The sequence below is a fragment of the Vibrio marinisediminis genome (assembly GCF_014050145.1).
In the GTDB taxonomy this organism is placed as follows: Bacteria; Pseudomonadota; Gammaproteobacteria; order Enterobacterales; family Vibrionaceae; genus Vibrio; species Vibrio marinisediminis.
In genome coordinates, this window is record NZ_JACFYF010000001.1 from 28,749 (window position 1) to 41,402 (window position 12,654).

Consider the following 12,654-nt stretch of genomic DNA (forward strand, 5'->3'; position numbering starts at 1 on the left):
TAAATTACTTTTTGAAAATTTCCGCTAGAATTTCTTTATATTCCTCGTTTGTTTGTGCAAGGAAATCATTAAACTCTTCGCCCGTTTGGTAAGCCGCATCCCAACCGTTACGCTTACGCGCTTCAGCCCATTCAGGTGTCTCTACCATTGCTTTTAGTGTTTTGTTCCAGTAAGTCACGGCATACTCAGGCATGTCTTTAGGAGCAAACAAACCACGCCAGTTTTCAAATGTCGCATCAATACCCTGCTCTTTTACTGTCGGTATTTCTGCTACTTTACCGTCGCCGACACGCTTATCAGCCGTTTGAGCTAGCGCATGTAAGTTGCCGCTTTCAACTAACTGAGCAACATCGCCAAGACCGGTTGAAATGAGGTCAACGTGTCCACCCAATACCTGAGCCACTGCACCGCCGTCTTGAAACGAGATGTAATCAATTTGATTTAAGTTTGGTACGCCCGCCGCTTTTGCAATCAACAAGAATTGGATGTGATCCATACTGCCAGCGGCAGATGTACCACCAATTTTCACTGACTTAGGATCTTCCTTCAGTGCTTCCATGACTTGGTTGATCGTGGTGTATTTTGAATCTTTTGATACAACAAATGCGCCATAATCCGTGATCAAACGAGCCAATGGTGTGGTGTCTTGGTAGCTGTATTTACTCGCACCTGTTAGGTTAGTCAGCAGGATTGGTGGTGAATAAACTGAAATCAGTTTGTCACTGCCTACTTGCGTTTGCATGTACGCTAGGTTTACTGCACCGCCGCCACCAGGTCGGTTAGTGATTGGCATATTCGCATCGACTAAACCTGTGTCTTTAAGCGTTTTTGCCACGGTTCGAATTGTCAAATCCCAGCCGCCACCCGCACCAGAAGGGGCGACAAACGAAAGTGTTTTTGGTGGGTAGTCTTGAGCGGCAACACTCGTCATTGGTATTGCAGCAACAGAGGTCATTGCAGCTCCAATCATTAAACTCTTTAGTTTCATGTTCATTCTATATTCCTATAGTTATTTTGTTTTTAACTTCAGCTTGAGAAAAATATTTCATCTCAAGTTGTTAGGACTATTATTCAATGAACAGGCAAAGTGTTATGTGATTGGCTAGCTTATAAATTAGTTGTTTAATGTAGATTATGGCGTTAATGGATTTTTCTACTTGAGCCCTTATTTAAAAAGAGCTCACTGAGTATTAACACCATAATTAGGATGACAAATAGCGTGGAAAAACATGAGTTCCATCAAATTAACGTCGTATTGAAATCGCCCGAAAATATTTTTGAGGGTATTTGTCAATATATACCTTAATTATCGAATTGTTCTTAGATAAACGCTTAATTCAAGATCAGACTTACTTTGAGCGTAATAGGTAACCACTGAGGACCATTGTAAAAGCAAAGAATGTACTTGTGGGGAGAGAAGTGGGGTGAAGGAGTGCTTGCTCGACATTATCTCAAGCAAGCATCATAAAGGCGTTATCGGCTCACCGAGACCAGCGCGCTGCACTCGCCCATACCTTGAGAGCAATAACTATAGAAGAAAGTTGCATTGTCAGATAGACAGGCGCTGAGCTTATTACTACACGTTTGGTAGTTTTCTAAGTCAAACTCTCCATGGGCTAAATACAGTAAACCCGTAACACACGGACAATCTTCATCACTCAAAAATTCAATCAACTTTTCTTCACTATTAAAAGCCAATAGTTGATGGTCATCGTCAGCAAGATATCGAATATCAGCCACATCGATATTGTTGGGGAAATCACGGCTATCTAGCTTGGTTTTAACATTAGCGATCACCTGCTCAACCACTTTTTCGTCATGATCTAATGACTCAACACAAGCCGCTACACAGCCAATTTCTTCACACCAGAACTTAACCAGTGCCGTTTGCAAGGCGGAAGCCCCACTAACCAGTAAAAGGTCCAATTGAAGCTCAGCGATGACATCCTCGCTAAGCTGGTTGAATGGGATGAAATAATCACAATCAAGTTGTGTACTTTTATTTAGCGCTGATAAGCCAACGATAACTTGCTCTTCTTGAGGCTCTAACGGCTCAAACATTGCGCCTCCGACTTCTAAACTTCTACACTTTCGCTTCTATTTTCACTTACGCGTCTTTTTTTTTACTTCGAGTCTAACTACAAACCAGCTAACAAATTCAACCCAGTATTATACGCATTTATGATAGGTATTATTTCATTTATTTAGGACAAAACTCAACCAGCTACGCACGGTATTACTCTCTAGTCGCTCGCTGTAAGCATAATCGTGATAAACTAAGTCTAATAGTTTCAGAAACATCGACACTGCCATAGTTTCAAATGGATAATTCGGTGCGTGAGTATTCGTCATGCCACCATTAAAACCTTGGAAAACTGTAAAGCAGACAATATTATAAAGGCATACAATTCAAATGGTTAACAACTCAATTCAATGGTTTCCGGGCCACATGCATAAAGCGCAAAAGGAAATTGCAGAAGCAATTCCTCAAATTGACGTGATTATTGAAGTGCTCGATGCGCGGATTCCATTCAGTAGTGAGAACCCTATGATTTCTGAACTACGTGGTGAAAAACCGGTAGTTAAAGTGCTTAACAAGCGCGATCTTGCTGATCCAGAGATGACTCAACTATGGATTGATCACCTCGAAAAAGAGAGCAACGTAAAGGCGATTGCAATCACTACCACTCAGCCACAAGAAGTTCAGAAGATTCTAGAATTGTGCCGTAAAATTGCGCCGCATCGCGAAGAGATTGGTAAAAACATTCGCACCATGATCATGGGTATTCCAAATGTGGGCAAATCAACCATTATCAACACGCTTGCTGGTCGCACAATTGCCGTTACAGGTAACCAGCCCGCGGTAACTCGTCGTCAACAGCGCATCAACTTACAAAATGGCATCGTGCTGTCTGACACTCCGGGAATTCTATGGCCGAAAGTAGAAAACCCTCACAGTGGTTTCCGCTTAGCGGCGACTGGTGCGGTAAAAGATACCGCGATGGAATACGATGAAGTTGCGTTCTACACCGTTGAGTACCTTGCACAAGCGTACCCAGAGCAACTTAAAGAACGTTACCAAATTGAAGAACTGCCAGAATCTGACATTGAAATTATGGAAGAGATTGGTCGTCGCCGCGGCGCTCTTCGCGCAGGCGGTCGAGTAGACTTACATAAAGTCTCGGAGATTTTATTGCATGAACTACGTGGTGGTATCCTTGGACAAATCACGCTTGAACGCCCAGAGATGATCACTGAAGAACTGGTACAGGTAGAAATTGAAGCAACACGCCGCGCTGAAGAAAAAGCAAAGCGCAAAGAAGACCGTCGTAAACGTTACTTAAAGAACAAACGTTAATTTACCTGACACATGCATTAATAAAGGGGACCTAATGTCCCCTTTGCTATTTCGACTCTGCTGTGAAAGCGTTTTCGCTATTTAACTCCTGCCAACTGAATCAATACTTGCTCTAGTTGATCCCACGCCAAACATTGTGAATCTATCACTTCAAGCCTTGATTCAAAGCCCGTTAAACTCATCTGGTTTACGGAGACAATGCCATTTGCCACATTAAATGCGTAGCAGCCTTGGTCAGTATTGACTACCGCTTTTACTCGCTCAGCGGTTAGGTCTGAAAGCATTGAAAACAGTGCGTCAAAGTCAAACTCATATTCCGCACCAAACAACCAACCACAGCTGAAATAGCCCTGCCCTTTGTTTTCACGGCGAATGAATGCTTGCCCCGGTGGCAACTCAAACTGCGGCTCTAAACTCGCATGCTGATGATGATGGTGCTCAATATGGCTTGAAGCACTACCAAACACCCGCTCAACGTCGAGTACCTCTAGAGGCAGATCGCCATTTTTCATCAGCTTGCTGAACACTTTCGGTGGTTGCTGAACGGTGACCCAACTATTGAACGCATCCACGTCGGACGCATGGCAAAGGTCGACTTTATTGCCAATGACAACATCAGCACTATCAAGCTGGTCGTTAAAGTTCTGATTGGTTGAATACTTCGAGTTAGAAAGGTTACGCGGATCCACCAGCGCGATAGTCGCTTTTAAATCAACGTACTTCTCATACTGTTCTGACGTTAACGTCGCAATCACTTGTTTTGGATGACCAAGCCCTGTCGGTTCGATGATCAAACGATCAGGCTTTTGACGTAGTAGCGCATTAATACCCACAGACATCGGTACTCCTGCCGTACAACACATACATCCGCCAGGTACTTCTTTAATTAACGCGCCTTGATCGGTCATCAGAGCGCCATCAATACCAATTTCACCAAACTCATTCACCAAAACAGCCCAGTTTTCGTTCTCAGGTTTGTTCTTCAATAGGTTCAAAATGGTCGTGGTTTTGCCAACACCTAAAAAGCCAGTAATGATGTTGGTTGGTACTCTTGATGTCATGGTTGTTCTCCAAACGTATTATGCTAGGAGTATATCGCCAAAATGGTCTTTGAGCAGCATTGATTTACTGTGGTATAAACGACAAAAGGCGCACTGTAAAAGCGCGCCTTCTTTCCCTCGTTACTCAATCGTGAGTTTGCGAATCAGAATGTCTATTGATGCATTCCGATAAAATACGAGGCTTTCGAAATGACTATGTTGAATCCATCCAAATTGTAGGTAAGGCTTACATTCCTCCATGGGGGTCGATTCAATTTGCCTTACACTCTAAATATGGCTCAAAACAGTGAAAGTGCAAGTAATTTAAATGACATCCAGTTCATTTTACTCAATATTACGCAACTGCTCACATTAATCACCAAACAGACAATAAAACCAATTATGGAATTCAATATTTCATTCTTGTCGCTATAGTTATACCTATAGTGGCGTATAATTTTACTTCCTTCCAAAACACTGGCTAAATAGCCACATCCTAAGAGGTGATGTTCCGAATGACCAAAAGAGAGAAAATTAAGCAATCTTTACTCGCTAAAATGCCGAAAGATGCCATCAATCAGTTTCTCTCTAAAGACAAGACGCCAATTTCAGTACTCTTTATGTCACTGTTAGTGGGCATTTTTGCCGGTTTCGTCGGGACCTATTTCGAACATGCAGTTGAGTTTGTGTCTGAAACTCGTACCGAGTGGCTAAAATCAGAAATTGGCAGTTTAGTACCTCTTTGGTTAGCCGCCTTTATCATTAGTGCTGCACTTGCCTTCATTGGTTATTATTTAGTTCATCGCTTTGCTCCAGAAGCTGCTGGGTCAGGTATTCCTGAAATCGAAGGGGCAATGGATGGCATTCGCCCTGTTCGCTGGTGGCGAGTGCTTCCAGTAAAATTCTTCGGTGGTATGGGAGCACTCGGTTCAGGCATGGTGCTTGGTCGCGAAGGTCCAACCGTGCAGATGGGTGGCGCAATTGGTCGTATGGTGACGGATATATTCCGCGTTAAAGACAACGATGCTCGCCACTCCTTACTTGCCTCCGGTGCCGCTGGCGGTCTTGCTGCTGCCTTCAATGCCCCATTAGCAGGCATTATGTTTGTGGTTGAAGAGATGCGCCCGCAGTTTCGCTACTCGCTGATCTCAATTAAAGCGGTGATCATTTCCGCTGTGTCCGCCAATATCGTGTTTCGTTACATCAATGGGCAAGCTGCCGTCATTACGATGCCGCAATACCAGCCACCAGAGCTTTCTGCCTTGTGGTTGTTTTTGGTGCTCGGCGCACTGTTTGGTATTTTTGGCGTGGTTTTTAACCGCCTAGTCACACTGGCTCAAGATCTCTTTGTTCGCTTACATAAGAATGACCGTAAGCGTTACTTACTCACTGGATCTATGATTGGCGGCTGCTTCGGCTTAATGCTGTTATACATACCAGAACTGACTGGTGGCGGTATCTGGCTGATCCCAAATATCACCAATGGTGGCTATGGCGCAGCATTCTTACTGCTACTTTTTGTTGGTCGCATCTTTACCACCTTACTCTGTTTTGCTTCCGGCGCGCCCGGTGGCATTTTTGCCCCAATGCTTGCCCTAGGCACATTGTTTGGCTATGCCTTTGGTCTTATCGCGCAACAATTATTCCCTGAACTTCCAATTATTCCTGGAATGTTTGCAATTGCGGGTATGGGTGCGCTATTTGCCGGTACTGTTCGTGCACCTATCACGGGCATTTTGCTGGTGATTGAAATGACCAATAATTACTACTTGATCTTGCCATTAATCATCACCAGTTTAGGCGCTGTTATTTTTGCTCAATTACTCGGTGGGCAACCTATCTATAGTCAGCTTCTACATCGTACGCTTAAGAATGAGAAACTAAGACAAGAAGACTTTCCACGCGACTAATTGATAATTGTCATAACGAGCTAAGGCTTGCTATTATTCGCGCCACTGAATAGAGCTTACGGAAAAGCTCGGTATTTAATAATATTCGTACGGTAGGAGTTCGGCTTGAATATAAGAAAGCTGACACAATTTCAAGGCGTACCGCCATCACAAGCTGCGCTAGCGCTTGGTATCATTGGTCTTGGTCATGCGTGGGCATTGTATATGCCAGAGGTCGGCGAGTTGATCCGCCCCTATTTAGCTGGGTTAGGCGCGCTATTACTTGCCCCTGTACTGCTGAAATACCTACTGAATCCGCATTTATTCATCGCCGACCTACGTCATCCATTGAGTGGAAGTTTGATGGCGCCAATGAGTATGGCTCTGCTGATTTTATGTGACTATTTGGCGGTGATCTCACCAATGATCGCCTACCCTATTTGGTTTGCGGCGGTTTGGCTTCATATCACCATGATGGTGCTGTTTTTTACCTTCCAACTCTCTAATTTTAAAATGTCCAATATCGTGCCAAGTTGGTTTCTCTACCCAGTAGGGCTAATCAGTAGCTCTCTTGCCGGGACACAATTTGGGCATACGCTGTTTTCTGAAACCTTAGTCAATATCTGCATTACGATTTACTTCTTCATGCTGCCATTGGTTCTGTATCGATTGGTTTTTGAAGGTATGCTGCCGAGACGAGCGCGCCCAACATTAGCCATAATGGCGGCGCCAATTAATCTAACGCTCGCAACCTATTTGGTGAACTTTAAACAGCCAGACCCTATTTTAACCGGAGCGCTAGCAGGTATCGCCATTACTATGACCTTGATGATCTATCTGTGCTATTTCCGATTAATGCGCTTAAAGTTTCAGCCCTCAATTGCTGCTGTCACTTTTCCTTCGGTGATCAGTGCCGTAGCAATGCATCGCTTAACCGCTTTTTTTGAGCAGTACCACCCTCGCTGGCATTGGCTGCACAACTTCGGATTTTTTGAGCTTTCAATTGCCACTATCTTGGTGATTTGGGTGTCGTTTGGTTATATCAAAATGTATTGGCCGCAAGCTTTTCGCCGCTCAGTTAAAGAGCACTAAATCCAATCACTAAATCCATTGCGCAATTTTCAGCATGAGCATGTCACTTTCTGCCGGCTTGATTAAATAGTCGTTAAATCCCGCTTGGTAGAGCTGCTTCGCCATATCATTCGATGAATCGCCGGTATAACCAATAATGGGTAAAGACGTACCTTGATGACGAATCACCTTCGCCGCGCAAAGACCATTCATGATCGGCATTTCCACATCCATCACAATCAAATCGACTGACCGTTTAGTCAATATATCCACCACCTCTTGCCCATTCTGCGCTTCCACAACCGTAAAACCGTACTTTTTCATCAAAATCGCGGTATAAGCTCGAATCGAGTGATTATCATCGGCAATGAGTAACGTTTTGCCTTGATAACTCTTGGGCTGAACATCTAACTTGCGGCTGCTTTTTGGAGAATCAAAACAGAGTCCATCAAGCGTATGTGCACATCGGCTAAGAAATTGTCGTCTATCTACGGGATAAAAATCGATACTACGATCTAAATCGTAACGGAAAATCGAGTCTTTATCGTAGAGGTAAACAATGCGCCCTTGAGTGAATCCGAGTTTTTCTTCCAACCGCCTAAAGTTTGATTCTCGGTTCATCTTTTGGTTTAGATCGACAACAATGATGTCAAATTCAAATTCATAGTCTTTGCGTGACAGTGCTTTTTCTAACCTAAAATGAGTTAATTTAAATCCCTGATAAAAGGCATTTTCATCCAACACCCGTAGCAATGAATTGTACTCTCCTATGTAGAGCACGGACTTCTCCTTCATCATCTCTTGCTTGATCTGAGACACTGCTGAAGAATTGTACGTCGGGAAAGTCAATGTAAACTCGGTGTACCTATCAAGTTCAGATTGGCAACGAATTTGCCCGCCCATCGCCTTCATGACCTTTAAGCAAAATGGTAAGCCAATACCGTAGCCGCTGACCTTACCTTGAGTATAAAAATCATCAAAGATAAGCTTGCACACATCCGGACTCATGCCGACACCGTTGTCGCGCAGCACCAATTGGTTGCAGCTATTGAAACGCTTCAACTCAACCGTAACGGCAAAATTATCTCGCCTACCATGAGAATATGCGTTTTTCAGCAAGTTATAGAGGGTGTATTTGACCAAGGTGTCACTGCCAAAAAAGGAGTAGTCTTGCTCGAGTTTGGCACTCACGCTCGCACTATCCATTTGATCTGGATAGGGGAAACTCTGTAGTGCTTGCTCCACCACTTCTTTTATCGAATGCTTACAATAGGTCGCGTTGGTGATTCGGTTTTGGTCAATGGAGGTCAGCAGTAAATCAATAGTTTCGGTGCCGCTGTTTATCGCCTGATTCGCTTGTTGAATCACTTCATTCGCGAGTTTTAACGACTCAGCATCAAAACGAAGGTCGTGTTCTCCCTCAAGGCTTGAACCGTTAATTTGTTGCGGTTTAGGCAGCAAGGTATCGAGCACATCTATCGATGCCTTAAGTGCACTGAGTGGATTACGCATTTCATGAGCAATGCCAGCGCCAAAAGATTTTGCCAACGACACTTTGCTTTCGTGTTCGCTTTGGCTACGAAGGTAAAATAGGTTACCAAAAATATAGGTGAAGGCAAAAATAGGCACGTAAGCCCAGACTACATGCTGGCTGATCACTTCTAAATTGGGTCCGTAGACAAGCAGCACCGATAGCGTAACTGCCGCGACAGTCTGTAACAGCATCAAACCCGTTCGATACACCACCAAAACATGGATCAATATCGACGCCATAAACGACATAACCCATACTTCCGACCAGTCGTTTTTAAACATCATGTAAGAGAAGAAAAATGGCAGACAGATAGGAATACAATACGCAAAGTATATCGGTAGATATCGCTGCAAATGACTCGGAACGTAGTGCCTCAACGCGATTACCGCAAAGAGCGCCGAGCAGATAAATCGTAAACTAAGTGATTCATAAGGCTGTGGAAACAAATGCGCCCATACGTAGTAATAAGCTGGGTAGCCTAAAAAACCCATCCAGCCAATCACTGTTAGATTAGGTTCCGCATATTGATATACCTTACGAACCGATTCCATTTGGCTTCTCATACTCTTTTCTGGCTCACGAAACAGCTATCTTACTTGGTTTAAAAGTTCAGTTAATAAACGGTGGCGCTTGAATCCTGACCCATTACATCGATCAGAATTCAATCACACACAATACCCATTACAACTATAGTACTAGCTGCATGGAATTTCCCGATTATCCAATGCCTTGCAAGCGAATTTGACTGCCTGTTCGTTCTGCTTGGACATCAATTCTCAATGGCATCTGCTCTTTTAGTTCACTCACGTGTGAGATCAAGCCTATCGTTCTACCGCCTTGCTGAAGATCAATCAACGTCTGAATAGCCAAATCAAGAGATTCAGGATCCAAGCTGCCAAAACCCTCGTCGATGAAGAGCGTATCAAGCCTGATACCGCCACTGTATGATTGCACCACATCTGATAAGCCAAGTGCCAAGGCCAGTGCAGCCATAAATGATTCACCACCCGACAGCGTTGCGACATCTCGTAACTTACTTGAATAGCTATCTTCCACCATCAAATCCAAACCAGAGCCGGCATGTCCTTTGGCGCGCTCCTCTTTACGTCGCAATTCATAGCGTCCTTTACTCATTAGACGCAAGCGTTGCGAAGCTTGGATCAACACATCATCAAGCAATACCCCAAGCACGAAACGATGCAAACTCACCTTCGCGCCGGTTCTGCCATTGGCAATGTCGCTCAAGGTGCCTATTACTTGGTATTCGGCCTCAAGGGCTTGGTTTTGCTGGTGTAGTTGCGCCAAAATTCCTGCAACTTTATTGAGATTATCAAGCTGAGATTGCAGCTTGGTGCAGCTGTCTAGGCATATTTGGTGTTCAACCTTAACCGCCTCCAACACTTCTGCTAACTTATCAAGCTGTGGCATTGCTAAACTCGCAAGATCTTGCTCTAAGGTGTTGATTGCACCATTCAAGGTTGACGTAAGCTCGGCAAACTGGGCAAGCTGCTGTTCAATTTTCTCAATTTCATCGGCATCAAGTCGCGCAGTAAGATATGCTTGCTCATCATCAAAATGGCTAGTTGCAAGTGCCGTTAACCAATCTCTCGAGCTTGACTCCACTAAACTTAACGCTTCATTAAGCTGCTTTTCATTTTCTTGTTGCTGAGTTTGCGCCGTCACCCATTGAGTATGTGTGGTATCTCGTTTACTTTTCGCCTGCTGCTCAGTATGTTGCAGTAACTGAATTTGCTTCTCTAACTTGGCGATTGAGTCAGCCACCACCCTACTGTCTAGTTCGTCTGGTGATAAATCCTGCACTAAACTGGCGAGCGTACCACTCACTTTTGCCACTTGCTGTTTAGCTTCAACAAGTTGATTGTTCAGCGCATCACTTTGCTGCTTCAACTGCTGCAAAGAGTGCTCGGTTTGCTGTAATTGCTGCGTTAACAGCTCAACCGCATTCGGGTTTATCTGCGCAATTTCAAGATCAAGTTGGTTTACTTGCTGGCGCAAGACTTGCTCAGGCTCGGGATTATCGCCCAACTGGGCTTGCCAGCCTTGCACTGCTTGCTCAACTTTAACCACGTCCGTGTGAGCGGCTTGCATCGCTTGGCTTGCTGCTTCTTGGATGCCTAAGCAGTGCTGCTGATTAGCGCGCGCTTGGTCTACCTCTAATTTGCTGATCTCTTGCTGACTAAACGAGGCTGGCTGAGGGTGCTCTTTGCTACCGCATACTGGGCAAGGCTCACCGATTTGCAAAGTTTTAGCCAACTGCGCTGCTTGTGAACTATGCCAGTAGTATTCCTGCTGATCAGCAAATAGCTTTGCCTGTTCGTAAGCGGATTTGGTCTGCTCAAATTGCGTTAACTTTGTTTGATAAATTGCACGGAATTGTTCCGCGGCCTGCTGCGTCTTCGCCAGCTCTTGGTAGTGGTTAATTTGGCTGTGTAACTGTTTTAGCTGAGCTTGCTTAGCAGGCAGTGTCGCTTGGCTATCTTTTGCTAACTGCAGTTGCTGCTGTCGAGTTTTCACTTCCTCTTCCAGCCTTTGCTGCTGCTGCACCACATCACGACTCACTTGCTCAAGGTGAGATTGGGATTGCTGCGCTCGTTGCAAGTTAGCTTGCTCTTGGTCTCGTTGCTGCAGGCGTTTCGCCGCTTCATTTAATCCATAAAGCTTTTGCGTTAACTCAGGGACCACTTGCGCGGCTAAACTGGCTCTATCGCTCTCAGTTTGCGCCACAGTAAACTGCTGGGCAATTTGCTCAAGCTGCTCGCGGGTAGTCGCCACGGTTTGCTGTAATTGGCGTTGCTTTTGCTCAGACTGAACCCAATGATTGTGCGGTAACGTCAGTGAATCAGCAAGTTGGGCACGCTTTCGCTGTGCGTTCAGCTCATCCATCTTTTCTTGCTTGGTTAAGTGCTCACTGCGCTGGGCGACCAATTGATCTCGTTGATTAAACTTGGCAAGTAAATCCCCTGCGGCCTTATGCTGAGACTGCGCATTTTCAAGAGATTGGCGCACATTAGACAGCTTTTCATTACATGTGATCAGCTCAGGCTGAACCTGTTCAATTTGAGTGCGTAACTCTTCTTCACTGGCAACACCCGCAACATCTAGAGCCCCTTTTATTTGGTTATCAAACTCATCTTTAGCGCGGCGAATATGGGCTGCTTTATCAAACAAGGCTTTTTCTATCGCGACATAAAGGTGAGTTTGAAACAACTGCCCAAAGATCTGCTCACGCTCTTTGGAGTTGGCAATTAACAGCTCGCGAAACTTGCCTTGTGGCAATACCATCACTTGACGGAACTGTTTCACATCCAAACCAATCAGTTCACTGATCGCTTTACCCACTGGCATCGGCTTGTTTGCCAATAGCTGCTCATCTTCGCCTTCAATGCGAAACAGCACCGCGCTGTGATCTTTTTTCGTTAGACCATCACCGCGTTTTTTAGGCAACATTTGGTTTGGTGAGCGTTCTATACGGTATTGCTTGGCGCCTAAGCCAAATTCAAAGATCACTTCAGTCGCAAGGTCCGCTGGGGCATGGTCACAGCGCATTTGTTCACCGGTGCGCTCGCTGCCTGTGGTTTCGCCATACAAGGCAAAACAGATTGCATCAAGAATTGAGCTTTTACCTGAACCTGTAGGACCATTAATCAGAAACAGCGGAGCTTGACCAAGTTCAGTGAAGTCGATCAATTGTTTGTCAGCAAATGGACCAAAAGCTTGGATGGTGAGTTTTAGTGGCGTCAT

8 protein-coding genes are annotated in these 12,654 nt (G+C 44.8%); 3 read left to right on the top strand and 5 right to left on the bottom strand.

The window, feature by feature from the left end; translation table 11 throughout:
• Positions 1-4: 4 nt before the first annotated feature.
• Together H2O73_RS00135 and H2O73_RS00140 are read right to left on the bottom strand one after the other, a co-directional pair.
• The gene (locus H2O73_RS00135) at positions 5-994 is read right to left on the bottom strand and encodes a Bug family tripartite tricarboxylate transporter substrate binding protein (RefSeq protein ID WP_182105346.1); all 990 of its coding nucleotides are present in this window, start codon (positions 992-994) and stop codon (positions 5-7) included.
• Positions 995-1,473: 479 nt separating this feature from the next.
• Entirely contained in the window at positions 1,474-2,061 is a 588-nt protein-coding gene (locus H2O73_RS00140; RefSeq protein WP_182105348.1) for a hypothetical protein, read from the bottom strand.
• A 352-nt stretch (positions 2,062-2,413) separates the two neighbouring features.
• Here H2O73_RS00140 and ylqF point away from each other — a divergent pair, with 352 nt between their 5' ends.
• Positions 2,414-3,358: a ribosome biogenesis GTPase YlqF gene (ylqF, locus tag H2O73_RS00145; RefSeq protein ID WP_182105350.1), complete on the top strand. Its 945-nt coding sequence runs from the start codon at positions 2,414-2,416 to the stop codon at positions 3,356-3,358.
• A 77-nt stretch (positions 3,359-3,435) separates the two neighbouring features.
• On the opposite strand, the gene H2O73_RS00150 is transcribed toward ylqF, so the two are convergent.
• Positions 3,436-4,419, bottom strand: a complete 984-nt coding sequence (locus H2O73_RS00150; RefSeq protein ID WP_182105352.1) for a CobW family GTP-binding protein — start codon at positions 4,417-4,419, stop codon at positions 3,436-3,438.
• Between the two features lie 494 nt (positions 4,420-4,913).
• On the opposite strand from H2O73_RS00150, the gene clcA reads away from it, so the two are divergent.
• Both clcA and H2O73_RS00160 read left to right on the top strand, forming a co-directional pair.
• Positions 4,914-6,308, top strand: a complete 1,395-nt coding sequence (clcA, locus tag H2O73_RS00155) for a H(+)/Cl(-) exchange transporter ClcA (RefSeq protein WP_182105354.1) — start codon at positions 4,914-4,916, stop codon at positions 6,306-6,308.
• 105 nt (positions 6,309-6,413) lie between these two features.
• The gene (locus H2O73_RS00160; protein ID WP_182105356.1) at positions 6,414-7,379 is read left to right on the top strand and encodes a TDT family transporter; all 966 of its coding nucleotides are present in this window, start codon (positions 6,414-6,416) and stop codon (positions 7,377-7,379) included.
• A 9-nt stretch (positions 7,380-7,388) separates the two neighbouring features.
• Here H2O73_RS00160 and H2O73_RS00165 read toward each other — a convergent pair whose 3' ends face one another.
• Together H2O73_RS00165 and H2O73_RS00170 are read right to left on the bottom strand one after the other, a co-directional pair.
• The gene (locus H2O73_RS00165) at positions 7,389-9,455 is read right to left on the bottom strand and encodes an ATP-binding response regulator (protein WP_306464253.1); all 2,067 of its coding nucleotides are present in this window, start codon (positions 9,453-9,455) and stop codon (positions 7,389-7,391) included.
• A gap of 154 nt (positions 9,456-9,609) precedes the next feature.
• Positions 9,610-12,654 (bottom strand): AAA family ATPase, encoded by a 3,045-nt coding sequence (locus tag H2O73_RS00170; protein ID WP_182105358.1) that lies wholly within the window; start codon positions 12,652-12,654, stop codon positions 9,610-9,612.